The following is a 24,965-nucleotide window of genomic DNA, read 5'->3' as shown; positions in this document are numbered from 1 at the left end:
CCTTACAATAAGGTTAGAGGGCGAGCCAGCGTCCCCAACGCGCGATAACCTCTTTCGGTCACCACCACGGTTTCGCTGACGCCAACGGTAAATTCACCGTAGATACGTAAAGCCGGTGGGATGTGGAAGGTCATGCCGGGCTGCAATTCGGTCGTCACACCGTGGTATAAACTTAATACCGCCCCTTCGCCCCAGTCTGGCGCGAAGGCGACGCCAATCGAATAACCGGTGCGTTTTTTGAAATGTTCAGTGAAACCAGCGCGATCGATGACGTTTTGACACGCCAGGTGCGGCGCTTCACAGGTGGCGCCCGGGCGGATAGCATCAAGCGCCGCCTGTAGCGCCTCCTGGCACACGTTCTCCATCTCCAGGGCAATGGCGGGTGGACGGCCTAACCAAGCGGACCGCATTAACGCCGCATGATAACGATCGTGCGCGGCAGCCATCTCCAGAAACACCGGTTCATCCGCACCAAGCGTTCGCCGCCGCCAAGTACCGTGCGGGATCCCACTACGCGGCCCGCTGGAGACCAGCGGCTCCATGCCGACATACTCCGATCCGGCAGCTATCGCCGCGCCCATCATTGCCGCAACCAGCGCATTTTCATTGCTACCGGCGCGAATCGCGGCAATGCCGGCATTCATTCCGGCATCGACATAGCGTGCGGCAATGGCGATCTTCTCCAGTTCCGCCGCCGATTTCACCGCTCGCAGAGGTTCAATAATACCTGCCGCATCGGCCACCTGACCCAACCGTTGCTGTAACGCCTCATACACGGCAATCGGTAAAAACCAACCGCGTTTATCAATTCCGATACGCTTAGCCAGCCAGTGATGCTGTTGCAATTGGTTAAACAGGAAATCGATCGGATTATCGCCATCCTGGTAAACCGCCGCATCGGCGATAAAGGTGTTGGCGATAAAGTTGAAATACTCTAATTGGCGGATGACAAATACCGGCTCGCCTTCGACCGGTAACAACAGCGCCTGGAAGGTGTAGTAGCCCGGCGTTTGTTGGCCGGTTAGCCAGAAAATATTTTCCGGCCCGGTCACAATCATCACCTCAATTCCGGCCTCGTTCAGGCGTTGACGGGTACGCTGGATCCGCGCGGCGTACTCTGACGCCGGAAATGCTGATTCACTGCCCTGAATAACATTAATCGGTTGTGGCATGACTAAGCTCCTGAAGAAAATCGGCGCGCGCGGCATCGAAATGCACGCCCAGGCCGGGGGAATCGGAAAGGCTGACGTGGCCGTGGTCATAGCACAATCCACTGACCGGATCGTCAGTTAAACCATCGGCACCGTAGAGTTCGGCAAAGGTCGGTCTCAGTGCGCGGCACAGTTGTAACGCCGCTGCGGTAGCCGCGTGCCCCTCATTCATTTGACCAATCATGAATGGCACCCCGGCCTGCTGAAGCAGCCTTGCCGCCGTCAGCGTGGGGGCGATACCGCCCAGTTTGACCAGTTTAAGATGGCCCCATACGGCGCCGCCGCCAGCGGCAAGGCGCGCAATAGCAGCTTCACTGTTCAGGCTTTCGTCCAGCATCAGCGGCGTGCCATACTCGGTTAGCGATGCGATATACTGGTCATCGACTGGTGCCAGCGGTTGTTCAACGTAGCTAAGCGACAGTTCGCGTAGCGGCGGCAAATATTCTCGCGCCTGCGCCAGCGACCACTGCCCATTCACATCTATCGCCAACGAAATTGTCTCGCCAAAGCGTTGACGCAGCGCGCGCAGACGCGCCAGATCGGTGGCAAAATCCGCCACGCCGGTTCGCAACTTAAGCTGGGTAAAACCACGTTCAACATAGTGCTGCGCCTGTTCCAACATCTGCGCTTCACTGCTCCAAAATAGTGTCTGGTTGGTTGCCACAGCGGCTGGCGTATTGGGTGCGCCCAACCAGGCGGCGAGGCTTTGTCCCGCCCGCCGCGCCAGCAGATCATGCAGCGCCATATCCACCAGCATGCGCCCCGGCGCCAGTAATTCGCTGCCCGGCGCATGTACCGCTGCTAACTGGTCACGTAAATCAACGTTCCAGTTGTGGCGGGCCAAATAGTGCCGCACATTATTCACCACCTGCTGTTCGCTATAGCCATGCAGGTAGCGAATATTGAGGCGGACTTCGCCGACCGCCCGAATGCCATCGACATCAAGCGTTAGCCACAGGCAATCCAGCGCGTTAATCGCCCCGGAGGCCGCGGTATGCAACGTCACGCCCTGATAATGCAGCGCGCCGCGCCAGAGTCGAACCCTCACGGTCTCTCCTTCGGCGGTAACATCGCCTGCGCAATCTCAAGATAGATAGATGCAGCGGCAATAAACTCCGCCAGCGGCACAAACTCGTCTGGTTTATGCGCCACCGCCAGCGATCCAGGACCAATCACCACCCCTTTGGCGCCCAACGCGCGGAAATGCACTAAATCGCAACCGCCCTGGAAACCAAACGGCCCCGCTTCCGGCTGACCGTGGCGTCGGCAGGCCGCCAGCCCCGCCTGGACAATCGCTTCGGCCCCCTCGGTTTCGGTGGCGCCGCCGGTGGTTGGCTGCCAGGCAATAATTTCCGCCTCAACGCCGGATTGCGCCTGTGCCTGTGCCAGTAACTGTTCCAGTTCTGCTTTGACCGTCGCTTCTTGCTCGCCCGGTACCAGACGGCGATCGAGCAGTAACTCACAATTATCCGGCACCACATTGTCGGCATGACCGCCCTGAATGCGCGTCACGGTTAAGCTGGCGTTTCCCACCAACGGATGACAGCGACAGCGCACCTGTTGGTGATGAGCCTGCTCCACCAACCCAAGTAGCCGCGCCGCCTGATAGATGGCATTAATTCCCAGTTCAGGCGTACCTGAATGGGCGGTCACGCCTTTAACCCGCACGCGGGGACGCAGGCTGCCTTTATGCGCCGAGAAAGTCGCATTCGAAGTCGGTTCGCCGATGACGGCGAAATCAATCGTCGGCGGTGCATCGCGCACATAAAACTTAGCGCCTTCGCTGGCCACCTCTTCATCGGCGGTAAACACGCCCATCAACGTGCCGGACCAATGCTGTGGATGTTGCGCCAGTAGACGCAACGCCTCGACCATCGCCACCAGCGGACCTTTCGCATCACAGGCGCCACGCCCATAAAGACGCCCTTCGCTTTCGGTCAGAATAAACGGATCGGTACGCCAACCCGTACCGGCAGGCACGGTATCCAAATGGGTATTAAACGCAAAGCAGGGACCGGCACCATTGCGGAGTACCGCAATCACATTGGTGCGTCCGGCGGCATATTCGCTGAAAGCGAGATCAAACCCCGCCTCCGTCAGCCAGCGCGCCACGCACTGCGCGGCTTCCCGCTCCTGTCCCGGCGGGTTTTCGGTATTAATCGCCACCAGCTCGGCCAGTTGTTGTTTCATGCGCACGCTGTCAACCTGATAAGTGGTCATACAAACACCCTGGTTAATGTAAAATTTGATCGAGGAAACGTTTCGCGCGCTCACTGACCTGCCCGGAAAAGAAAGCGCTGGCGTTGGCGCGCTCCAGAATTTCCCCCTCTTCCATAAACAGGATTTCGTTGGCGGCACGGCGGGCGAACCCCATTTCATGGGTCACGACCATGCTGGTCATTCCTTCGGCGCTCAGTTCTGCCATCACATCCAGCACCTCACGGATCATTTCCGGATCGAGCGCAGAAGTTGGCTCGTCATACAGCATCAGTTCCGGCTTCATCGCCAATGCGCGGGCGATGGCGACGCGTTGCTGCTGCCCGCCGGAAAGCTCATCGGGAAAGTGGTCGGCGCGTTCATGTATTCGCACTTTCGCCAATAACGCTTCCGCCTGTTTACGCGCATCAATCCGGTTCACGCCCAGTACAGTCATTGGCGCTAACATGATGTTTTCGGCGGCGGTCAGATGGGAAAAGAGTTCGTAATTTTGGAACACCATGCCGATGCGCTGGCGCAGTTGATGCGGTGCGATTTCTCCCCGGCTCAGATTCTGACGGGCAAAGAACACGTCACCGCTGTCGGCCGGTGAGAGCATATTGACGCAGCGTAACAGCGTGGATTTACCGGAACCGGACGGCCCAATCAGCACCACTGTTTCACCGCGACGCACACTCAGCGAACAGTTTTTCAGCACCTTCTGACGACCAAAGGCCTTATCAATTCCCACCAACTCCAGTAGCGGTTTCACGTTCTGATTCATGACACCTCCCTCGCCTCACCCGACAATTTGAGCTGGCGCGAGCGGCTTTTTTGCCCTTTACGTCGTCGTTGTTTAGGATCAAGCGAACGCTCTAGCCATGACTGAAAGACCATAAAGAGGCTGGTGAGCAACAGATAGTAGATACCGGCGGCACACAGCGCTTCGAAGTAACGGAAGCTGGCGCTGGCGGTTTGGTTGGCGATCAACAACAGTTCCTGTACCGCAATCACTGAGACCAATGCGCTTGATTTCAGCATGCTGATCATTTGGTTACCCATCGGCGGTAGCACAATACGCGCGGCTTGCGGCAACACAATCTTGCGCATGATCTGCGATTGGGTCATCCCCAGCGCCATACCTGCGGTACGTTGCCCGCTTTTCACCGCCTGTAGGCCGGAGCGCAAAATCTCCGCCATATAAGCGCCTTCATTCAGCGAGAGCGCCAATACCGCGCAAGTAAATGCCGAGAAACGGATGCCGAATCCCGGCAATACGTTGTAGACAAAGATGATTTGAAACAGGACCGGCGTACCACGGAACAGCCACAGGTAGAACCAGGCGATGCCCTTTCCGACACGCAATGGCGCCTCTTGTAGCAACGCCAGTAGCAATCCCAGCACCACCCCGCATAGCAGCGAGCAGAGAGTAATGAGCAGTGTCATCCACGCGCCCTGCATAAACTCGGGCGAGAGGACGTACTGCCACATGAGTTCTATCGACATAGCATTCTCCGGTTAATCGCTGAAAGCAGATTAGAAAATGGCGACGGAGTCCGGGAAATTCCATTTTTTAATCAGTTGTTTATAGGTTCCATCCTTCACTAACGCCTGTAACCCTTTCTCTAATTGCGCCCGCGTTTCGCTATCGCCTTTACGGATAGCGAAAGCAATATGGGTATCGGCTTCAAATTCAGGCCCTACCGCTTCAAAGAGCCCCGGTTTTTCACTGAACAGCGCCACGGTACCCGGCGTGGAAAGATACTCAGCATCGGCACGCCCTTGCGCTACCGCTACGGCGGAATCGGTCGCCGCCGGGAAAGTCATGACATTAATTGCCGGTTTACTGGCAGCCAGACACTTCTTGTTATCCGCACGCGCCTGGCTCTCTTCGATCCCGCCGAGGGTGACGGCGATATTTTTGCCGCACAGGGAGAGGTCGCGCCCGGTTAGCCCGGCCTGATTGCCTTTACGCACCACCACGCGGCTACCTATTTTCAGATACGGCACAAAATCAACCTGCTCCGCACGCGTGGGATTGACGTACATCGCCGAGTTAATCATGTCGAGACGCTTGCCCTGTAGGGCGGGGATTAGCCCTTTAAATTCCATCTGCATCGGCGCTGGCGTCAGGTTGAGGTGTTTAGTCAACGCGCCGATCAGATCGATATCAAAACCGGTCAGTTGCCCGTTTTTGACGAATTCAAACGGCATAAAAGTGGCGGCGGTGCCATAGGTCAGTTTGCCCGGCGTGACGCTGTCCATCGCGGCCAGACTGGTGAACGGCAGGCCAGCGCCGAGGGTCAGCATCAGCCCGATGGCGCGGCAAAACATCTGGTGGTGTCTGGACATACTCGTCTCCTGGTTGAAATTTTATTGGATTTTATGAGTCAAATAATACAATTCAACTTATAGCAAAACTGCGCCTGAATGGTGCATTAATGCGCAAAAATAGTGCATAATTTGCTCTATTTCGTGCGTCCGATCACCTGTGATATTGTATATTTCGAACACAATAATGCACAAAAGGGAACGACCACCATGCAGTCTGCTTCTTCCGCCAGTAGTCGCCGATTAGCCCAGCAAATACTTGACCTGATATATGAAGCAAGATTCGATCCAGGTCATCATTTACGCGAGCAACAACTGGCCAATGCCCTCGGCGTTTCCCGTACGCCTGTGCGGGCCGGGCTAAAGGAATTGACGCGTCTCGGCGCGGTTGAAGCACGCCCGAACCAAGGCTTTTTCTTGCTGAAAAGCGCCGAAGAACTCCAGTCGCTGGCGATTGAACAGCCGAAAAGTAATGACCAGGCGCTGTATGAATCTCTGGTACGTGACCGGCTGGCTGGCGCGCTGCCAGAGTCCTTTACCCAAACCGAGATAGCCCAGCGCTATGAGGCGGATCGCGGCGTGCTTTCGCGCACGCTGTTAAAACTGGCGGAAGATGGGCTGATAGCCCGCAATGCCGGGCATGGTTGGCGTTTTTTACAAACGTTGGATACCAACATCGCGTTACGCAACGGCTATGGTTTCCGTTTGATGATCGAACCGGCGGCCCTCCTTTCCCTCCACTTCCGCCCCGACCGTCAGGCGCTCAAACGGATGCGAGCGCAGCATTTGTGGTTAATCACCCACCCGGATATTACCCAAGTGCCGCCACGGCAGATTTTTGAAACCGATGCCGCGTTTCACGAAATGCTGGCGGAAGCCAGCGGCAACCCCTTTGTCTTGCAAGCCATCCAGCAGCAAAACCGCCTGCGTCGGCTGCTCGAATTCGGCAGCTACCAAAATAAGCGGCGGGTAAAGGAGTGGTGTGAAGAACATGTCGCGATTATTGATGCAGTGCGGGAACAACAGCCTGAAAAGGCGGCGCAATTAATGCGCCAGCATCTACAGTCCGCCTGGGAGCAGGTTTCCGCACAGGTCGATAAGACGTAAAACGTTGCTAACGGCGTCTTTCCAGCAGGGTAAAAAATACCACCGTCATCGCCAGTACGATCAACAGCAGCATTAACGCGGCGGCGGCGCCTTCATTGAGCGACAAGCCAAGAAAAGCGCGCCGATAAGCGAAGAAACTCAACACTTCGGTTGCCGACCCCGGCCCGCCACGCGTGAGAATGTAGGGCAAATCGTAGGTTCTCAGTTCGTTAATCAGCTGAATCACTACTGCAATCGCCGCCACCGGGCGCAACATCGGCAACGTGATATACCAGAATTGCTGCCAACCACGCGCACCATCGATCTCCGCCGCTTCATAAGGCTCTTTCGGCAACGCCGCCAAACCCGCCGCCAAAATGAGCACCACGAAGGAAACCTGCTGCCAAACATCAATACAGGCCATACTCCAAAACGCCATCTCCGGGCTACCTAACCAATCGATGCCCGGAATACCGACGCTTTGCAACAGATGATTCACGATGCCTAAGTTAGGTTGCAGTAACATCCGCCAAATCAAGGCCACGCTAACCGGCGACATCGCCATTGGAATAGTGAGCAGCGCAAAATAGATCGGCCGCATCTTCACCACCCGGTTAAGCATTAACGCAATGCCGAGCCCAATAATAAATTCGCCCGCCACTGTCAGCACCGAATAGCGGATGGTCAACCAGGCCGCAGACCAGAATGCATCGTCGCTGAGCACCGAGATAAAATTGTCCAGCCCGGTAAACGGCGCCAGCGCTGGCATCAGCAGCGTGTAGGATGAAAATGCCAGTACCACGGCATACACAATCGGGAACCCCAGCACAATCGCCAGCGCCGTCAGACCCGGCGCGGCAAATGCCCAGCCGGTCACGCGAAAGCGGTCAACGCCGGAGAAACGTCCGGCGCGGCCTGTGGTGTCAGTAGAACGTAATGATTTGCTCATCAGCATGCGTTATTTCTTCATTAGCGAATCAAGTTGATCGGCAGACTTCTCTAATGCGCTATCGACCGAACCGGAACCGCCCGCCAACTGCGATAATTGCGAACCCAGCACATCTTCATACTTGGCGGAGTAAGCAAAAATCGGGAAGGATTTTCCAGACGCGACGATCTTTTCCGCGTCGGCATAGTAGGGATACTTCGCCAATACTTTAGCGTCCTTATACACATCGCTACGTACTGGCGCATGGCCCTCCAGCGCACGGGCAATGCTGACTTGTTTACTCTGCACCCATTGAATAAAGGTCCAGGAAGCGGCTTTCTCCTCATCGCTACTATTGGCCGGAATCCCCCAGCCCCAACCGCCGCTCTCACCGTGACCGCCAGGCATAGTTGTCAACGCGAGCTTGCCCGCCACCGCCGGACAGGCTTTTTGGTTGTCGAGCTGTGGCAACATCCACCAGTAAGAAACCATGCTGAACGCCTGCCCGCTACACATCAAGCGGATGGTATCGTCCAGAGTCGCTGATAATGCGCCGGTCTGTGCGCCATGCTGAATGGCGTCAACATACAACGTCATGGCTTTTTTACCTGCCGCGTTATTCAGCACCACCTTTTTATTTTCATCAAGGTAGCTGCCGCCGGCGCTAAACAGATAGTTGGAAAACTCCATGCTGTTCGGATCGCCGCGCTGGCCCTGCATGGCGGCACCGGCTTTACCGGTTTGCTGTTTGATAAACTTGGTTAGCGCCACATAGTCATCTAGCGTTTTCGGCAACTGTAATGGCTTATTGAACGCCGCCTGATATTTAGCCTGCAAATCTTTATCGTTCAGCATATCGGTACGGTAAATCATCCCCATCGAATAGTTATACATTGGGATGAGCTCGATCTTTTTCGGATCGCTATTGAGCAGCGAGACGGTAGAGGGAATAAAGGCAGACATATCGAAGCCGGATTTTTTCACTTCCGGCGTTAAGTCGGTTAACCAATTGGCACGGGAAAATTCACCGGCCCACAGGAAATCCACCTCCAGTAGGTTGTAATAACTTTGCGGTGAAATAAGCTGCGGCACCAATTTGTCATGCATATCGCCATAGCCTATTTTTTCAAATTCAACCTTAATATGGTGCTGCTGTTCAAATTCAGGCAGCATCTTTTCAATGATTTTCGTTTCGGGTACGTCTTCCATTAGCGCCCGCAGCACCACCTCTTTCGCCTGTGCCATTGAGCAAAATCCTGCCAATATTATCCCGGTTAACAAAGCTGTTTTTTTCTTGGTAAACATAATTCACTCCTGGTATAAATATGCCGGAATGCTAACGGCGACCGTTACAAAACAACTGAGGGTTATTTCACGCCGCCAAAGGTCAGCCCCTTGACGATATAGCGCTGGATAAAATGCGAAGCGATGATGAGCGGCAAGATCGCCAAAACAATACCCGCCGAAACTTTACCGATTTGCACACCATTAGAGGTCTGCAACGCGGCGAGTGCCACCGGAATGGTGGCGGTTTGCGGCCCACTCAGAACCACGGCGAACAAGAACTCATTCCATGACAGGATAAAACCCAATACGCCAGCCGCAGCCAGACCGGGTAAGGAGACTGGCAACACCACATACCAGAATGCGCCCCACGCCGTAGTGCCATCGGTCATGGCCGCCCATTCCAGGTCGACCGGTATTCCTTCAAAGAACCCCATCAGAATCCAGGTAAGAAACGGTAGATTCAGCGCGGCATACACCAGCGTTAGCCCAATTAAGGAGTTGGTTAGCCCCATTCCGCGCAGTACCGCGAAAGCCGGAAGGACTAGCGCGACCGCGGGCAGCATCTGCGTTGCCAACATAATAAAGCGTGCCGTTTTACCGCCAGTTTTAAAGCGAGCGAACGCGTAACCTGTGGCGGCGGCAAAGGGCATGGCCAGTAATACCGAACAAAAAGAGACAATCAAACTGTTGCCGTAATGCGTGAGGAAGTTATTTTCCCCCAACAAACCGGTAAAGTTTTCGCCAGAAAAGCCAGGAAACACCGCGCTGCTGTACGCCATTGATTCCGGTACCAGACTGGTGCGAACCACCCAGAGAATGGGTAACACCACCACAATACAGGCAATGATCAGACCGCAATGTAACCCTATTTTTCGCAACATGTTTCAGCTCCTCACGCATTAGGAGAGCGACGCGATCGCCGTGGAACCACATCCCCGGATACCGGATCGAACAGATGTAATGGCGTTGGGTCCATAAACACCGTCATGGTGTCACCCACGCGCGGACGCGTATGTTGATCCAGTCGGACGATGATCGGTAGCGTATCGAGAGTACCGCTGACGATATTTTCCGCGCCCAACGACTCAACGGAAGTGACATCCAGCGTGACCGGCTGCCAATCCGGTTGTTGTTGCTGCGCATGAAAATCTTCGGGGCGGATCCCTAATACTGTTGCTTGCCCAGCCAGATGCGCGTAATCCGCCTGAGCGGTCTCGGCGATCCGTAAAGCCGGTCCGCCTTCCAACTGCAACCACAGGCCGTTCTCACCCTTAATGACACGACAAGCCAACAGATTGATTGGCGGTGAAGAAAGAAACTTAGCGACGAAGGTATTCGCCGGGTTTTCATATACCTCCAGTGGCGCACCGGTTTGAATTAAATGCCCATCACGCATAATGCAAATGCGATCGGCCATCGTCATCGCTTCCACCTGATCGTGCGTGACATAAATCATGGTTTTTCCCAGGCGCTGGTGCAGCTTAATCAGTTCCCGACGCATTTCTGCGCGCAGTTGTGCGTCGAGATTTGATAAGGGTTCATCCAGCAAAAAGGCTTGCGGCTCCCGCACAATGGCGCGCCCCAGCGCAACGCGCTGACGCTGACCGCCGGAGAGCATCGCTGGTTTGCGGTTCAGCAACTTATCAAGCCCTAGCAGGGCCGCGCTTTCCGCTATTTTTTTCTCAATAATAGCTTTATCGGTACCACGCATTTTCAGGCCGAAGGCCATATTTTCCGCCACTGTCATATGCGGATAAAGCGCGTAGCTTTGAAACACCACGGCAATATTGCGATCGCGCGGTGCCACATTGTTCATATTCTTACCGTCGATCAGTAGCGTGCCTTCACTGATACTTTCCAGACCGGCGATCATTCGTAAGGTCGTGGATTTCCCACAGCCGGAAGGGCCGAGGAAGATCACGAACTCGCCGTCGGGTATGCTTAAATTCACATCACGAACGCTGTACTGGCCCTGGTTGTAGGTTTTCGACACGCTCTGTAACTCAATCGACGCCATACTTATTTACCCTTGTGACACCTTTCAGGAATCGCAGCGGAAACGCTTGCCGGATCTCCGGCCGCGAGCGATGTTGTTTGTAATTGTGCGTTTACCCGGTATAGACGCCGCCGGTAACATTTATGCCTTGGCCGGTCATAAAACGGGCAGAATCTGAACTTAAAAACGCCACTACATCGGCAACATCCTCCGGCGTCTCAAGACGTCCGAGCGGCGTTTGGTTGATGTAATCCTGAATGACCTGTTCGGCGGAAACCCCACGCAAAGAAGCCTCCCACTCGACCTCCCGGCTTTGCATCCCGGTTTTGACAAACCCCGGACATACCGCGTTAACCCGAATGCCCTCGGCAGCGAGCTCGCGGGCCAACGCCTGGGTCCAGCCCAATACGGCGAATTTGCTGGCGGAGTAGTGCGCCAATAGCGGCGCGCCCACTTTTGCCGCCAGCGAGGCGGTGTTGACGATTACGCCCTGCTTCTGCTCAACGAATTTGCGCGCCGCGATTTGATTAGTCAGAAAGATGCCGCGAATGTTGACATCGAAATTGAAGTCCCACTCCTCATCGGTGATCTCAAGCGCCCGTTGCATGGTAGAAACCCCGGCGTTGGCGATCAGCAGTTGGTAACCGCCCAACTCCCGCTCAACGCGGGCAAAACCGTCAATGACTGATGAACGGGAACGCACATCAACACCAAATGCAAAGCACGCTTCACCCAGCGCCTGCGCAGCATTTTGCGCCGCCTCCAGGTTGATATCGCCGAGCGCTACCTGCATTCCTTGCGCTAACAAAGCACGGGAAATCGCCAGGCCAATGCCGGTCGCGCCGCCGGTGACAATCGCGGTTTTTCCTTTAAGTCCGGGATAGATGGCAGGCACAAATAACGGGTTACTCATCGCTCTCTCCTCTTAGTTATGCTTATTTATTACACTATTAAAACAAACAAATCAAAACAAAATTAATTTGATTAAAACATTAAAGTTCGTATTATGTGTTCACATTGTTCGTTTTTGTTTGCTTTGATACTGTAAACGAACGTTCCCGTTCCCCACCCATCGTCTGGAGTAAACTATGATTTTCGATTTTTTCGGTAATAAGAAAAAAGCAGTGATCGCAATGGCGCATATTGGAGCCTTGCCCGGAACCCCGCTCTACCATGCCGATGGCGGCCTGAATAAATTGATCGATGACGTAGTGAGTGATGTAGAGAAACTACAGGCGGGCGGCGTTGATGCGATTATGTTCGGCAACGAGAATGATCGACCCTACGTATTTAGCGCCTCATTAGAGGGCGTCGCGGCGATGAGCGCCGTCGTACAGGCGGTTAAACCGATACTTAAAGTGCCGTTTGGCGTTAATTATCTGTGGGATCCCAAAGCCAGCGTCGCGATTGGCGCAACCACCGGCGCCAGCTTCGTGCGTGAAATCTTTACCGGGGTATTTGCCTCCGATATGGGCGTATGGGCACCCGACTGCGCGACCGCTTCACGTTTGCGCCATAATCTGGGGCGTGATGATATGAAACTGTTATTTAACATCAACGCGGAATTCGCGCACTCTCTTGATAACCGGCCGATTGAGCTACGCGCGCGCAGCGCAGTGTTCTCTTCAATGGCGGATGCAATACTGGTTTCTGGCCCCATCACCGGCGAACCCGCCGATCAATCCAACCTGCGCAAAGTGTGTGAAACGCTGCAAGATGTCCCGGTATTCGCCAATACCGGCACCAACATTGATAATGTTAGCGATATTCTGCAAATGGCGAGCGGTGTGATCATCGGCACCCACTTTAAAGTGGATGGCAATACCTGGAATGCCGTGGATGGTGACCGTGTGAAACGTTTTATGGATGTCGTTGAACGTCAGCGTTAATCAAAAAAGTTCAGGGGATAGTATGAGCTGTTTACTGGGCATTGATATCGGTACCACATCGACTATTGGCATCCTGATCCGCTTGCCAAATCAGGTTTTGGGGCTGGTTTCTCGCCCCGTGACGCTCTCCTCTCCACGTCCGGGCTGGACGGAAGAGTCACCCGAGCAGTGGTGGCAAAACGTAGGGGAAATTAGCCAAGCGTTACTGGCTGAGAGCGCCATTGATCCCAGCGAGATTGTCGGGGTTGGCGTAACCGGTATGCTGCCGGCGATTGTGCTGTTGGATGAAAACGGGCAGTTATTACGCCCCTGCATTCAACAGAGTGATGGACGTTGCGGGCAACAAGTGGAGCAGATGCGCGCTGAAATGCCGGGTGATGATTTTATCCAACAGGCGGGCAATGGGATTAATCAGCAATTGGTCGGCGCCAAAATACGCTGGCTCGAGCAACATGAGCCCGAGGTATTTTCACGCATTGCTACGGTGTTTGGTTCCTATGATTATATCAACTGGAAGCTGACCGGCGAGAAACGTATTGAACAGAACCAAGCGCTGGAAGCCGGGTTTGTTAACGTTAAAACCAACCAAATTGACGATCAACTGGTTAGTTTTGCCCATCTGCCGCGCCGCAGCGTTCCACCGCTTGCGCACTCTCATCAGGTTATTGGCCGCGTGCACGCACAAGCCGCACATCATACCGGTCTGGCTATCGGAACGCCGGTAATTGGCGGCGCCGCCGATATGATCGCTTCCGCGCTGGGTGCGGGAGTGATTGCGCCCGGCGATATTCTGTTGAAATTTGGTGGCTCGGTCGATGTGCTGACGGTGAGCGCCTCAGCGCGTCCCGACCCGCGACTGTATCTGGATTATCACCTCATTCCAGACCTCTATATGCCGAATGGGTGCATGTCGACTGGCGGGTCAGGGCTGAACTGGTTTATCGACAACTTTGCCGGTCAGCATCAACCGCAGGCTATGCAACAGGGTCTCTCGTTACATCAATATCTCGACACCCTGGCGGCGAAACGTCCGCCCGGATCGGAAGGGTTGCTGTGTCTCCCCTATTTTCTCGGGGAAAAAACCCCGTTGCACGATCCGCGCGCGCGCGGCGTATTTTTCGGCTTAACCTTGTCACACGATGCCGGACATGTCTGGCGCGCATTGTTGGAAGCCTACGCTTACGCCATTTTTCACCATATTGAGACACTACGTGATATTGGTTACCCCACTCAGCGTTTTATCGTCTCCGACGGGGGTTCCGGCAGCCGCCTGTGGATGCAAATTGTCGCCGATGTGCTGGGCGCGCCAGTGCAACGCCTGGAGGGACATCCCGGTTCCTGCCTCGGCGCGGCCTGGACGGCAGCCATCGGTGTCGGTGCCAGCGATGACTGGAATGGCGCCAGCGCCTTTGTCCGTTTCGGCGAAACGATCGCTCCTCAACCGGCCAACGTTGAGGTTTACCGTCAGGGCTATCTACTGTTTCGCGCGTTGTACGAACGCAATAAGCCATTGACACACCCTGAGTGACCAGCATCACACTAAACACACCCGGCCACTCTGGCCGGCCCTTCTTTGGTTCAGCGATCATTTCTTAATCCAAATCAAACAAAAGCAAACACTCTTAGTTCCATATAATGTTCATATCACATAGAATTATCCGTTCCGATCGCGGCATTCACCTTGCTTTGCCACGCATTTTAATCGAACAGATGAGTCATCAAGAGGCGGATTGTCGTGGCACTGAATGAACCACAGGGGAAAAGCGGCTTGAGCCGTGCGCGCTACCTTCCACAGGAGAGGAAAAATCATATCCTCAGCGCATTGGTAGAAAACGGTAGCATTACCGTTAGCGACATTTCCAGCGCGCTGGGCGTATCTGAGATGACAGTGCGGCGAGATTTAGTTGAGCTGGAAGCAGATGGTCGCCTGCTGCGGGTACACGGCGGCGCCGTATTGCCGAAAAATGATAGTCAGCCCGTGATGGATAACGAACCGGCGCTGTTTGAAGAACGTTTGAAACAACGTGCCGAAGCGAAAACGCGGATTGTCACGGCGGCGGCGGCGGTTGCCGCACGCTATAACACTGTCGCGCTGGATATTGGCACCACCATGCTGATGCTGGCGGAGCGTTTGGCCGGCTGCAGCCGCATGAAAATTTTCACCAACAATGTTCGCGCCGCGCATGCATTAGGCCGAAACCCGGTGTTGCCCGACGTCTATCTGGCAGGCGGCTTGATGCGGGAAGATGAGATGGCGATAGTGGGGCCTTCGGCCATCGCGCAATTTGAACAACTGTGGTTCGATGTCGCCTTTATTAGCGTCTCCGGCATTACCGGTGCCGGGCTGTATGATAGCGCCCTGGACGAGGCGGAGATGAAACGCGTCTATTTACGCCGCTCCGGGTACAAAGTGGTGTTGTGTGATGCGGCGAAGTTCCAACATATGTCGCTGGTGCATATCGCACATCTACAGGATGTCGATATGCTGATTACCGACCAACAGCCGCCGCCCGCTCTCGCCACCGCGCTTGATGTGGCTAACGTTCAACTAGTGATCGCCCCTGCCCCCGAATAACCCTGTGCGGGCGGCTAACTTTCCGCCCAATAACCAAACCGATGCTCTGGATTTTGACCGCATCACATTTCTTGCCGCCAGCGCGGGTTATACTTCTCGCGCTAATTGATAACCAGCTAATTATTTTCTTGGTTACTATATTTTATCCTGTGGACTTTTCTACAGGCTTTGCGGGCTTCAGGGCAGGAAAACCATCTCTCGATAATGAACAATTCAGAACAGCAACCAACGCCGTATCGCGGCATGATTACCCTCTCAATCATGTTAGCGACCATCATGCAAACCCTGGATAGCACCATCGCCAATGTGGCGTTGCCGCATATGCAAGGCGCGCTCTCCGCCTCGCAGGATCAAATCACGTGGGTTTTAACCTCCTACATTGTTGCAGCGGCCATTGCGACACCGCTTAACGGCTGGCTTTGCGATCGTTTTGGTAAAAAGAACGTGCTGCTGGTCTCGATTCTTGGCTTCACTCTCGCCTCCTGCCTGTGCGGCGTGGCGGTAAGTTTGCCGGAAATCGTCCTCGCACGCGTGTTACAGGGGATTTCCGGCGCGGCGCTGGTGCCATTATCACAAACCATTTTGTTAGACATTAATACCCGTGACAAACAGGGCTCGGCGATGGCCATTTGGGGCATGGGCGTGATGGTCGGCCCCATTCTCGGGCCGACGCTTGGCGGCTGGCTGACCGATAGCTACAGTTGGCGCTGGGTCTTTTTTATCAATGTCCCGATCGGCATGTTGGCGATGTATGGCGTATGGACCTACATTAAAACGCTGCCTTCAAAGGGCGCCAGAAAGTTCGATATGTTCGGTTTTGCCACGCTCAGCATTGCGATTGGCGCGCTGCAATTATTGTTAGACCGTGGAGAACAAAACGATTGGTTTTCATCGATTGAAACCCGTATCGAAGCAGCGGTAATGGTCATCAGCTTTTCTTATTTTATCGTCCACACGTTACTGACGCCGCCGGAAGAGTCCTTTTTCAATTTCCGTCTGCTGAAAAATCACCACTACTCAACCGGGCTACTGCTGATCTTTGTGATTGGGTTACTGCTGTACGCCACGCGTGCATTAATTCCGCCGATGTTGCAAAACCTGATGGACTACCCGGTCGCTACCGCCGGTTTGGTTACCGCGCCCAGCGGCGCCGGTACCATGTTAGCCATGCTATTGGTTGGCCGCCTGGTCACGCGGGTCGATATTCGTCTGTTGCTGTTTGTCGGCTTTAGTATCGCCGCCTTTTCGCTATGGCAAATGAGCCAATACACCATCATCCTGAGTGAATCCGATATTGTCTGGCCCGGCTTTATTCAAGGCGTCGGGTTGGGGCTGATTTTCGTCCCGCTGAGTACCGCAACCTTTGCCACCCTGCCGCCGGAAATGCGGGCGGAAGGCACCGCTATTTACAGCCTGATACGTAATATCGGCAGTAGTATCGGTATCTCGCTGGTTCAGACATTGCTGGTGCGCAATACACAAGTGGTGCATTCCGGCTTGGTTGAAAACGTCACGCCGTATAATTCCGCCTGGCGTGACAGTACGGTGGCCTCTATCTACGATTTGCACACGCAATCAGGGTTGGCGGCGCTCGATGATATGATCACGCATCAAGCCTCAATGATTGGCTATATTGATGATTTTTGGATGATGTTTTTGCTCACCGTAATCGCGATGCCGCTATTATTTCTGATGCGTGTACCGAAAAGATCACTCTAGCTACGGGGGTTTCGTCTGTGAAAACGCGTTGGAAACGAAGATTTGAAGTGTCGTTAAAGGATATCTGGTGGTACAATAGAAAGATAGCCACAGAAACTGTGGCATCTGTACAAATTTCCCTGGTGTTAGCTAATGTTGCGGCCTGACTCTCATGTAGTCAGGTTTTTTTTTGTGTTTCATTTTTATGCCTTTATTATATAGAAGCGAGTTAATCTCGTAAGTTGTACTTAGGTGCTGTACCTACCTGACCTTTAGTACATGCCAGCATTGAACCAGGGAATGCCAGTCACTCAGGGAGCCCGGAATGTCTTCTCTCTTTACCGATAATGCAATCATCACAGAAACCTTGCGTGATTATATCGACAGGAAATTAGTCGCTTATGGCAGCCCCGAATATGCCTATACCGTAGTGCATAAAAAAAACCCGTCTAATATTCTCATTATCTCCAGTTATCCGGATGAATGGGTGGATATTTACCGGGCTTCGAATCTTCACCATATCGATCCGGTGGTGCTCACCGCGTTCCGGCGTACCTCGCCTTTTTCCTGGGATGAAAATATCACCCTGATGTCGGATCTGAAGTTGACGAAAATTTTCTCGATGTCGAAAAAATACAACATCGTCAATGGCTATACGTTCGTGCTTCACGATCATATGAACAATTTAGCCCTGTTATCGTTAATTATTGATAATAACGTGAAAGAGGGGCTGGAAGATAATGTCGTGGCAAACCGTAACGCACTGCAAATGTTGCTGATTGAAATTAATGAGCAAATGCATATGCTAAATCGCGATGCATCACCAGCGCGTCAAAGTCAGCGGGAAGCCGGTGCGGATAAAGCCATTTTTTCCCCGCGCGAAAATGAAATCCTTTACTGGGCTAGCATGGGGAAAACCTATGCGGAAATCGCCGTCATCGCCGGTATTTCAACCCGTACGGTAAAATTTCATATGGGGAACGTGGTCAGCAAACTGGGGGTGAATAACGCCCGGCAAGCAATTCGGCTGGGCGTTGAACTGGAGTTGATTAAACCGGAGCTTTCGTAACCGGCAGCGCTAATGGCCATGACGTTAGCGCGCTAAAGTCGGTTTGTAGGGACTGATTAATCCGTTCGGCCAGTTGCGTCTGGCTCTTGTCATCCGTCGGCAAATAGACCAGATAGATGCGCTCTTTCTCGCTAGCCCATGCTTCCTTTAACGGCTCTATCTGCCAACCGGAACGTTTTAATATCGTCAACATCGCCCGGCTGACGATGGTGTAAATACCCTCGCCGCCGTAATGACGCACGTAATTAATCATCGATAAAAACAGGATGTAGCTGATGGGATAACGATCGCCCAACAACCGTTTGGCTCGGTCTTTATCCACAAAGAAGCGGCTTGATTCAATCTTATTCACCTCCAGCGCCACATCGCTAAAAAACGCCTGAAAGGTGTGCGTAATCATATTGGGATGGGCGACACCAATAAAACGGACGCTACAAACTAACTGACCGTTATACACGCCAAGAATATAACGCGTATTTTGGTTGTCATACTCATCAAATTCCTGGTCATTGATACAGGTGACTTCCCAGCCTAAACGATCCTTAAAGGTCTGCTTCCTTAACCGGTAAAGATCATCAGACAGTATTTCCGTCAGCTCGTCGTAACTGACATCGAATAATCTCAGCATGCCATCTCCCTGATAAAATTTTCATTGCCCACATGCGCCTAATGATCGGTCTTTAAGTAGTTGAAACGCGTGTTACGTCTGGCGCAGGCATCTGTAAGCTGAGATTTTAAAGGAAAAATCGCCGTAAAAACATCACCTATGCCGTAAAGGTGGCGGAAGAAGTGCAGAAGAGTGAAGCCGTACTCGGCTCAAGGTTCTTTATCGAAGCCCGGAAACTGAGGATATAAGAAAATAGCAGAAAATACCGGATAGCCCTGGCCGATATTCAGGCGGATATTTCAGCCCGGATAGTATATTGGCCTGACGATGGCTACCGTAAAAGCAGGACACCTAAGGTTACAGGCTGTTATCAGGTTAACTCAGGGCAAACGAAAGGCGAGTGGCACGCCGTTTAACATATCCAACGGTTGCAATGATTGCTGGCGCAACGCCTGCATATCCAACTGACGCAGTAACCGGGCAACCGGCGAAGCTGAACGCACCACCAGCACCGCGCTGGAAATCGCCTCGGCCAACGTCTGCGCCTGCGCGTTATCCAGCGGACGGATTTTAAGCCCCACTTTATCCAGCGGAATAAGCGAAGCCTCCTGGTGCCAAACGCCGGTATCTATTTCGCCGAAAAATACCGAGCGCGGCAGCAGCGTAAAATCCACTTCTACGTAATCATATTGATGTTCAGGAAACTGCGCTCGCGTCAGGCGCTGATGGTCGCTGGAGTGAAAATCAATACCGACCCGCAAACGCCCGCCAGGTAGGATATTAGCCTTTTCGACCACCACCAGACTGTCAGGACGGTAGTAGCTGCCGTTACCCACTTCAAATAATTCATAACCTTGCGCTTCGGCATTCGCCATCAGCATTTGCGCCGAGCCTGACGACAGCAACACAATATCTGCCGCCTCTTGATGAAAAGCGGCAAGGCGCGAACGCGCGCCGCGCAGGTAGCCGATAGTGGTGACGACGCCCCACTGGCTAGATTGTTGCACCAACGCGGAGGCGACCTGCGTCGCCTCCAGAGAACCGCGCGGCGGTAGCAAGATATGCACTGGCGGCATACGCGCCGCATCCCACAGCAGAGAAAAATCCCAACCGACCACAAACGTTCCCTGATGCCCACGTGAAACCAGCTTAACGGCGCCTGATTTCTTCAACTCTTGCAGCGCTTTCTGCACCGTGCCGGAGCCAATTTCCAACACCTCCTGATACCAGGAGGTGGTAGGCAGGCGGCCAGACAACCCAAGAGAAAGAATAGTGCGAGCGATAAACGCTACCGGGGAAAGCTGTTTCGCATCATTCGCGATAACCGTCATTGTTTCCGTCGACTCTTACTGTTCCAGAAGCCGTGACGCTTGTTCGACGCTCTGGTTTTCATGTACCACCGCATTCAGTGCGCGCAAAACGCTGGCCGGTTGTTGCGCACGAAAAATACGCCGTCCAAACATCACCCCTTTCGCACCCGCTTGCATAGCGTCGGCCGCCAATTGCAGCGTTGAGCGTGGATCTTCTCCGCCTGCCCCGCCGGCAAGCAGTACCGGAGTATAGCAGGTGCTTGTTACTGCAGCAAAATCCTCCACTGAACCAGGCCATAATGCCTTCACCAGGTCCGCACCAATATCTGCGGCAATTCGGCAATACATGCTCATGACTTTCGCGCTCAGCGCATCCGGATCGACCCCCTCCAACGCGGAGCGCGGCTCAATAATTACCGCAATGCCATGACGCTCGCATTCACGGACAATACGGGTATTCCGCACGATCTCTGCCTGCTCCAGCGCAGTATCTTTCTGCCCCAGGTACATATAGGTCATCACCGCATCAATACCGCTGGCGGCAACTTCACTGATCTCCGCCAATTGAGCCAATACGCCTTCGCTACGCCCATCTTTACCGGGCGTATAGATGGAACGCGCATGATTTTTCCAGTCCAGATGCAACACAAAACCAGGGCGATCGCGCCCAATGAAGGTGTTCTCTACCAGCGGAATCATCCCCGGCGACACCATCACCCCGTCAGCGCCGCGTAATTGCGCAAATACTGTGTCGATTTCACTGCGCGTTTTCAGCCCGGAGGGTGGGCCTGACATCACACCGTGAGAAGCGGCAACCACCACCGCACGCCCGGTTTCGGGGCGCAAAATACGTCCTAAGCGAATAGCCTTTCCGGTTCGGGAATCCATACTTGCTCTCCTTCACAAAGTTGAGAAAAAGCGAAAAATGCAATTTGCTGATTTCTGCAAATTGATCGTATATTAGCCTTAATTTGGATGTCAATGGAATACCCTCTGTACGTTTTCATCCCATTAAAACGCGCAGAACATGATTTTAAATTAGACAAGCAGGAGTTGGTATGTCTGACATTTCTCATCTTATTACCGCACTTAAGAACGTTATTCCTGAACCGCAGGTGCTGACCGATAGCGATAGCCTGCAGGCCTCCAGCCACGATACCTGGCCGCTGTCGACCAAACTCAAGCATTTAGGGTGCCACGATTATCAGGCCGATGTTGTGGTGAAAGTCACCGATGAACAGCAGATCCAACAAGTTTTAGCGCTGGCGACCGCCAACGATACGCCGGTTACGCCACGGGCGCTGGCCTCTTCGGTAACCGGGCAACCGTTGCCAACCCGCGGCGGTATCGTGCTGGATTTAAGCGCGATGACACAACAGCGTGAAATTAATACCACTAATCTGACGGTAGAAGTTTCAACCGGCTACAACGGCGGAAAGCTGGAAGACGAACTCCAGCAAATGGGCTGGACATTGGGCCATTCCCCCCAATCACTCTATCTCTCCAGCGTCGGCGGTTGGTTATCAACGCTGGCTACCGGGCAATTTTCCTCTTATTACGGCGGGATCGAAGATCTGATTACCGCTTACACGGTGATCCTCGCGACCGGTGAGCGGGTTCGCCTGCAAGCGTCGCCACGCGCCGCAATGGGGCCGGACTTACGTCAACTGTTTATCGGCGCAGAAGGCACCCTGGGCGTGGTGACATCGGTACAATTAAAGATTTTCCCGCTACCACAAACGCGCCTGTACGACACGCTGGAGTTGCCTTCGGTTGAGGCAGGTTTACAAATCATGCGGGAACAGGCGATGGCGGGATTACGCCCATTCCTGTTACGGCTCTACAACACGGTCGAAGCGCGCCATGCCATGCAAAATCCGGCGCAGGATAAGCCGGTAATGTTTCTTGGCACACAAGGCGTTGCGGCAGTTGCGCGCGCCGAAATGGATGCATTTATGGCGCTGGTGCATCGCTACGGCGGTACCTCCCTCGGTACCGAGGGCGTACTGAAATGGATGGATCGTCGTTTTGATTTTTCAACGGTCGAAAAACGACTCGCGACGCCTGGCGGGTTTGCCGAGACGATTGAAGTGGCGCACAACTGGGATGGCATCGCCAGTTTGTATCACGCTCTCAACAACGCACTCAGCCCAATGGCGGACGAGGTTCTGTCGCATTTCTCTCACGTCTACCCGCAGGGCACCTCAATGTACATGATTTTACTTGGACGCGAAGAGTCTGACCCGGCAGCGGTAGAAAAACTCCGCGCTATCTGGCGTGAAGCGATGCGTGTCTGCCTTGAGCATAACGCCGAACTCTCTCATCACCATGGCGGCGGCCTGATCCGCTCACCGTATGCGCGGGAATCACTCGGGTCGGCACACTTACTGTTACGCCGGGTCAAACAGGCGCTCGATCCAAACGGCATCCTGAATCCGGGCAAACTGGGGCTATAACTGAGGACAATCACGATGTGGTTTCTCGGCATTGATATTGGCACCACTCACATAAAAATCATCGGTATCAGCGAAGAGGGAACGCTGCTACCGGTGAAAAAGTTCCGCACGCCGGTAATGCAGCGCGACGGGCTGACCTTTCACGATGCACAAGCCGTGTGGCAAGCCCTGTCGACGTTGATTATTGACTATGCGCACCACACCGCACATGCCCACGGTTCGCTGGCCGCTCTCTCGATCGGCACGTTTGGCCAGGAGGAGTCCGTCGCGGTAAACCGTCATGGCGAGATGATCTACCCCTCTCTCGCCTGGTGGGAAAATTATCCTGAAGCGGCGTTGGAAAGTGAGGTTCACCACTGGCTCGATAGCCCGGAGCATTACGCCGTCTCCGGTATGCGCTCACGCCCGAACCAAAGCCCGGCGCGGTTAAGCTGGTTACGTAAACATCATGCCGATATTTGGCGGCAAACCGCACAGTGGGTGGATTTCGGCAGCTACATGATGTGGCAATTAACCGGTGAATGGCGCGCCTCTAGCTCGCAAGTCACCCATTCACAATGTTTCGATTTACGCGCGATGCAACCGCATGAACCCACGCTGACGCGTCTTGCGCTGCATCCTGAACTGTTTCCTAAAACGGCGGACACCGGTGAATGTTGCGGCGAAATTCTGTCCACTGCTCTGCCCGGCGTCGCGCTCTGCTCCGGCGCCAGTGTATTTATCGGCGGACATGATCAGATCGTCGCCGCCTGGGCGGTACAAAACCGACAGCCCACTAACGTGTTTGACTCCATTGGAACCTCTGAATACCTGATGGTATTGACGCCTCACTTCCCGGATGCCGCCATCGCCTGGCAGTTAGGCGTGGATATTGAACGCACCTGGCAAGCCGGAGAGTTGGTGATGGGTTGCGCCACGCCCTCCGGCAAAATTATCCAAACGCTTACCGAACTGTTCTATCAGGGCGATTATGATCGGCTTTTCCATGACCTGCTTGAGGAAGGACGGACGCCCGGCGTATCAGTATCGGTCAATGAAGATGAAGCGCTGGGATTGTTTTCACTGCACCACCTCAACGCAGGTATCCAACCGGCGGATGTGGTGCAGGCCACGCTGAATCAGATTGCCGACCGTGCCTTCCAGCTCCTCACGCAGATGTGTGAAATTGGCGCGATCCGCCCACAGGATGCGGTGTTGATGGGGTCACTGTTTCAGCGCGAGGAAATGCTGGCGCACCGTAAACAGCGCTGGCAAATGCCGCTGTTCGTCAGTGAACTCACCGAACCGGTCGCCACCGGTGCCGCCATGATCGCCCGCGAAAGCTGGCTTATTGCGACGCATCGGGAGAATCGCCTATGAATGTGCTGATTGCCTCGTTGAATACGGCTATTGAACGCCTGTTGCTGGTTGAGCAGCAGCGGCCTGGCGAAGTACACCGCTTGCTGGATGATAAAACGCTGGCGGGTGGCAAAGGCGTGAATGTGGCGCGGGTGTTACGCCAACTTCAGCCACACATGGAAAATGCGCCGACACCGCTACTGATTGGCTTTCTTGGTGGAGCGACCGGTCGTTTGTGTGGCGAGTTGCTGGAACAAGAACGGCTGGCGGGACGCTGGTGCGAAATCGCCGCCAGCACGCGTATCTGCGAAGTGGTGACCGAGAAAGCCGCGCCGGAAAAAGCCAGTGTCTACAACGCCGTCGGCCCGGTGATTCAACCTGATGAGCACCGCTCCCTCCATACGCTGCTGGCGGATGAGATGCCGCGCGCCCATGCCGTAGTCTGCACCGGTTCGCTGGCGCAAAACCTCACGCCGGATGAATACGGGCGTTGGATAACGCTGGCACGCGCGCATGGCGTGTTATCGCTGCTCGACACCCACGGTCCGGCGCTGTTGCAATCTGCCGCCGCCTTGCCCGACATCATCAAAATCAATCGCGATGAGCTACAACAGGCCAGCGACACCTCAGGGCAAGACTTACCCCACGCCTGGCTGAAACAAGGCGTGCGTTGCGTGATTATCACCGACGGTCAGCGCCCTACCCTCGCCCTAACGCCGGAGGGCAACTACCAAATCACGCCGCCGAAAGTGGACACGGCCAGCGCGGTCGGGTCCGGCGATGCTTATTGCGCCGGGCTGATCGCCAGCCTACTTGCGCGCCCTACGGCCGGCTGGGTGGCGCATCTAACGCTGGCTGCGGCCTGCGGCGCGGCCAACGCCGCCAGTCCAACGGCAGGTCTCGCCGCTGAGATCGATTTATTGACCTTACAACAACGCTGCGCGGTACGCGCGGTTTCGTCCTCGCCACGCTCACCCGCTTAATCACG

General features: G+C 54.3%; 23 protein-coding genes. 9 read left to right on the top strand and 14 right to left on the bottom strand.

Annotated elements, in window-relative coordinates:
• Positions 1–2 precede the first annotated feature (2 nt).
• From PMPD1_RS05535 to PMPD1_RS05510, 6 genes are read right to left on the bottom strand one after another with little or no spacing between them, the layout of a single operon-like run.
• Complete coding sequence (locus PMPD1_RS05535; RefSeq protein WP_173633093.1) at positions 3–1,172, bottom strand: M24 family metallopeptidase; 1,170 nt, start codon at positions 1,170–1,172, stop codon at positions 3–5.
• Positions 1,156–2,259, bottom strand: coding sequence for a mandelate racemase/muconate lactonizing enzyme family protein (locus PMPD1_RS05530; protein WP_173633092.1), 1,104 nt, complete (start codon positions 2,257–2,259; stop codon positions 1,156–1,158). Before PMPD1_RS05530 ends, PMPD1_RS05535 begins: the two co-directional genes overlap by 17 nt.
• Positions 2,256–3,431, bottom strand: coding sequence for a M20 family metallopeptidase (locus PMPD1_RS05525; RefSeq protein ID WP_173633091.1), 1,176 nt, complete (start codon positions 3,429–3,431; stop codon positions 2,256–2,258). Before PMPD1_RS05525 ends, PMPD1_RS05530 begins: the two co-directional genes overlap by 4 nt.
• Before the next feature lie 13 nt (positions 3,432–3,444).
• Positions 3,445–4,191: an amino acid ABC transporter ATP-binding protein gene (locus PMPD1_RS05520; RefSeq protein ID WP_173633090.1), complete on the bottom strand. Its 747-nt coding sequence runs from the start codon at positions 4,189–4,191 to the stop codon at positions 3,445–3,447.
• Positions 4,188–4,913 carry an amino acid ABC transporter permease gene (locus tag PMPD1_RS05515; RefSeq protein ID WP_173633089.1) on the bottom strand — a complete coding sequence of 242 codons (726 nt, stop codon included), beginning with the start codon at positions 4,911–4,913 and terminating at the stop codon, positions 4,188–4,190. Before PMPD1_RS05515 ends, PMPD1_RS05520 begins: the two co-directional genes overlap by 4 nt.
• Positions 4,914–4,943: 30 nt before the next feature.
• Entirely contained in the window at positions 4,944–5,759 is an 816-nt protein-coding gene (locus PMPD1_RS05510) for an ABC transporter substrate-binding protein (protein ID WP_173633088.1), read from the bottom strand.
• A 189-nt stretch (positions 5,760–5,948) separates the two neighbouring features.
• Between PMPD1_RS05510 and PMPD1_RS05505 the strand changes: the two genes are divergently transcribed.
• Entirely contained in the window at positions 5,949–6,845 is an 897-nt protein-coding gene (locus PMPD1_RS05505; protein ID WP_173633087.1) for a GntR family transcriptional regulator, read from the top strand.
• A 7-nt stretch (positions 6,846–6,852) separates the two neighbouring features.
• Here the strand turns inward: PMPD1_RS05505 and PMPD1_RS05500 are convergent, their stop codons facing one another.
• The 5 genes from PMPD1_RS05500 to PMPD1_RS05480 form a co-directional block, all read right to left on the bottom strand.
• A complete protein-coding gene (locus PMPD1_RS05500; protein ID WP_354292794.1) occupies positions 6,853–7,779 on the bottom strand; it encodes a carbohydrate ABC transporter permease in 927 nt (308 codons plus the stop codon).
• Positions 7,780–7,782: 3 nt separating this feature from the next.
• Positions 7,783–9,057 carry an ABC transporter substrate-binding protein gene (locus tag PMPD1_RS05495; protein WP_173633086.1) on the bottom strand — a complete coding sequence of 425 codons (1,275 nt, stop codon included), beginning with the start codon at positions 9,055–9,057 and terminating at the stop codon, positions 7,783–7,785.
• Positions 9,058–9,119: 62 nt separating this feature from the next.
• Positions 9,120–9,920 (bottom strand): carbohydrate ABC transporter permease, encoded by an 801-nt coding sequence (locus PMPD1_RS05490; protein WP_354292792.1) that lies wholly within the window; start codon positions 9,918–9,920, stop codon positions 9,120–9,122.
• A gap of 11 nt (positions 9,921–9,931) precedes the next feature.
• Entirely contained in the window at positions 9,932–11,056 is a 1,125-nt protein-coding gene (locus tag PMPD1_RS05485; RefSeq protein WP_173633085.1) for an ABC transporter ATP-binding protein, read from the bottom strand.
• 91 nt (positions 11,057–11,147) lie between these two features.
• Entirely contained in the window at positions 11,148–11,948 is an 801-nt protein-coding gene (locus PMPD1_RS05480) for an SDR family NAD(P)-dependent oxidoreductase (RefSeq protein ID WP_173633084.1), read from the bottom strand.
• A 175-nt stretch (positions 11,949–12,123) separates the two neighbouring features.
• Here PMPD1_RS05480 and PMPD1_RS05475 point away from each other — a divergent pair, with 175 nt between their 5' ends.
• The 5 genes from PMPD1_RS05475 to PMPD1_RS05455 all read left to right on the top strand — a co-directional run bounded on the left by PMPD1_RS05475 (position 12,124) and on the right by PMPD1_RS05455 (position 18,266).
• Positions 12,124–12,924, top strand: coding sequence for a BtpA/SgcQ family protein (locus tag PMPD1_RS05475; RefSeq protein ID WP_173633083.1), 801 nt, complete (start codon positions 12,124–12,126; stop codon positions 12,922–12,924).
• A 22-nt stretch (positions 12,925–12,946) separates the two neighbouring features.
• Positions 12,947–14,452, top strand: a complete 1,506-nt coding sequence (locus PMPD1_RS05470; protein ID WP_173633082.1) for an FGGY-family carbohydrate kinase — start codon at positions 12,947–12,949, stop codon at positions 14,450–14,452.
• A 207-nt stretch (positions 14,453–14,659) separates the two neighbouring features.
• Positions 14,660–15,499: a DeoR/GlpR family DNA-binding transcription regulator gene (locus tag PMPD1_RS05465; protein WP_354292790.1), complete on the top strand. Its 840-nt coding sequence runs from the start codon at positions 14,660–14,662 to the stop codon at positions 15,497–15,499.
• A gap of 204 nt (positions 15,500–15,703) precedes the next feature.
• Positions 15,704–17,218, top strand: coding sequence for a DHA2 family efflux MFS transporter permease subunit (locus PMPD1_RS05460; RefSeq protein ID WP_173633081.1), 1,515 nt, complete (start codon positions 15,704–15,706; stop codon positions 17,216–17,218).
• Positions 17,219–17,522: 304 nt separating this feature from the next.
• Entirely contained in the window at positions 17,523–18,266 is a 744-nt protein-coding gene (locus PMPD1_RS05455) for a LuxR family transcriptional regulator (RefSeq protein WP_173633080.1), read from the top strand.
• On the opposite strand, the gene PMPD1_RS05450 is transcribed toward PMPD1_RS05455, so the two are convergent.
• The 3 genes from PMPD1_RS05450 to PMPD1_RS05440 form a co-directional block, all read right to left on the bottom strand.
• Positions 18,247–18,894 carry an acyl-homoserine-lactone synthase gene (locus PMPD1_RS05450; RefSeq protein ID WP_173633079.1) on the bottom strand — a complete coding sequence of 216 codons (648 nt, stop codon included), beginning with the start codon at positions 18,892–18,894 and terminating at the stop codon, positions 18,247–18,249. The two genes, PMPD1_RS05455 and PMPD1_RS05450, sit on opposite strands and share 20 nt — an antisense overlap.
• 359 nt (positions 18,895–19,253) lie before the next feature.
• Positions 19,254–20,204, bottom strand: coding sequence for a YhfZ family protein (locus PMPD1_RS05445; protein ID WP_173633078.1), 951 nt, complete (start codon positions 20,202–20,204; stop codon positions 19,254–19,256).
• Positions 20,205–20,219: 15 nt separating this feature from the next.
• Positions 20,220–21,071, bottom strand: a complete 852-nt coding sequence (locus PMPD1_RS05440) for a class I fructose-bisphosphate aldolase (protein ID WP_173633077.1) — start codon at positions 21,069–21,071, stop codon at positions 20,220–20,222.
• Between the two features lie 170 nt (positions 21,072–21,241).
• Between PMPD1_RS05440 and PMPD1_RS05435 the strand changes: the two genes are divergently transcribed.
• Genes PMPD1_RS05435 through PMPD1_RS05425 form a run of 3 tightly spaced genes read left to right on the top strand, consistent with a single transcriptional unit; the run spans position 21,242 to position 24,960 of the window.
• Entirely contained in the window at positions 21,242–22,639 is a 1,398-nt protein-coding gene (locus tag PMPD1_RS05435; protein WP_173633076.1) for an FAD-binding oxidoreductase, read from the top strand.
• Between the two features lie 15 nt (positions 22,640–22,654).
• On the top strand, positions 22,655–23,998 hold the full coding sequence (locus PMPD1_RS05430) for an FGGY-family carbohydrate kinase (protein WP_173633075.1): 1,344 nt from the start codon (positions 22,655–22,657) through the stop codon (positions 23,996–23,998).
• Entirely contained in the window at positions 23,995–24,960 is a 966-nt protein-coding gene (locus PMPD1_RS05425) for a 1-phosphofructokinase family hexose kinase (RefSeq protein WP_173633074.1), read from the top strand. Before PMPD1_RS05430 ends, PMPD1_RS05425 begins: the two co-directional genes overlap by 4 nt.
• Positions 24,961–24,965: the final 5 nt, after the last annotated feature.

The organism is Paramixta manurensis (genome assembly GCF_013285385.1).
Taxonomy (GTDB): Bacteria; Pseudomonadota; Gammaproteobacteria; order Enterobacterales; family Enterobacteriaceae; genus Paramixta; species Paramixta manurensis.
Note: the sequence above shows the minus strand (reverse complement) of the source record. Positions and strands in the feature narration are given on the sequence as shown.

Bases quoted from the DNA above. Each gene is read 5' to 3' on its own strand.
- PMPD1_RS05425 (WP_173633074.1), top strand. From the start codon at position 23,995: ATGAATGTGCTGATTGCCTCGTTGAATACGGCTATTGAACGCCTGTTG.
- PMPD1_RS05475 (WP_173633083.1), top strand. From the start codon at position 12,124: ATGATTTTCGATTTTTTCGGTAATAAGAAAAAAGCAGTGATCGCAATG.
- PMPD1_RS05485 (WP_173633085.1), bottom strand. From the start codon at position 11,056: ATGGCGTCGATTGAGTTACAGAGCGTGTCGAAAACCTACAACCAGGGC.
- PMPD1_RS05495 (WP_173633086.1), bottom strand. From the start codon at position 9,057: ATGTTTACCAAGAAAAAAACAGCTTTGTTAACCGGGATAATATTGGCA.
- PMPD1_RS05535 (WP_173633093.1), bottom strand. From the start codon at position 1,172: ATGCCACAACCGATTAATGTTATTCAGGGCAGTGAATCAGCATTTCCG.
- PMPD1_RS05515 (WP_173633089.1), bottom strand. From the start codon at position 4,913: ATGTCGATAGAACTCATGTGGCAGTACGTCCTCTCGCCCGAGTTTATG.
- PMPD1_RS05490 (WP_354292792.1), bottom strand. From the start codon at position 9,920: ATGTTGCGAAAAATAGGGTTACATTGCGGTCTGATCATTGCCTGTATT.
- PMPD1_RS05520 (WP_173633090.1), bottom strand. From the start codon at position 4,191: ATGAATCAGAACGTGAAACCGCTACTGGAGTTGGTGGGAATTGATAAG.
- PMPD1_RS05445 (WP_173633078.1), bottom strand. From the start codon at position 20,204: ATGACGGTTATCGCGAATGATGCGAAACAGCTTTCCCCGGTAGCGTTT.
- PMPD1_RS05440 (WP_173633077.1), bottom strand. From the start codon at position 21,071: ATGGATTCCCGAACCGGAAAGGCTATTCGCTTAGGACGTATTTTGCGC.
- PMPD1_RS05525 (WP_173633091.1), bottom strand. From the start codon at position 3,431: ATGACCACTTATCAGGTTGACAGCGTGCGCATGAAACAACAACTGGCC.
- PMPD1_RS05500 (WP_354292794.1), bottom strand. From the start codon at position 7,779: ATGCTGATGAGCAAATCATTACGTTCTACTGACACCACAGGCCGCGCC.
- PMPD1_RS05460 (WP_173633081.1), top strand. From the start codon at position 15,704: ATGAACAATTCAGAACAGCAACCAACGCCGTATCGCGGCATGATTACC.
- PMPD1_RS05430 (WP_173633075.1), top strand. From the start codon at position 22,655: ATGTGGTTTCTCGGCATTGATATTGGCACCACTCACATAAAAATCATC.
- PMPD1_RS05435 (WP_173633076.1), top strand. From the start codon at position 21,242: ATGTCTGACATTTCTCATCTTATTACCGCACTTAAGAACGTTATTCCT.
- PMPD1_RS05450 (WP_173633079.1), bottom strand. From the start codon at position 18,894: ATGCTGAGATTATTCGATGTCAGTTACGACGAGCTGACGGAAATACTG.
- PMPD1_RS05510 (WP_173633088.1), bottom strand. From the start codon at position 5,759: ATGTCCAGACACCACCAGATGTTTTGCCGCGCCATCGGGCTGATGCTG.
- PMPD1_RS05455 (WP_173633080.1), top strand. From the start codon at position 17,523: ATGTCTTCTCTCTTTACCGATAATGCAATCATCACAGAAACCTTGCGT.
- PMPD1_RS05480 (WP_173633084.1), bottom strand. From the start codon at position 11,948: ATGAGTAACCCGTTATTTGTGCCTGCCATCTATCCCGGACTTAAAGGA.
- PMPD1_RS05505 (WP_173633087.1), top strand. From the start codon at position 5,949: ATGCAGTCTGCTTCTTCCGCCAGTAGTCGCCGATTAGCCCAGCAAATA.
- PMPD1_RS05470 (WP_173633082.1), top strand. From the start codon at position 12,947: ATGAGCTGTTTACTGGGCATTGATATCGGTACCACATCGACTATTGGC.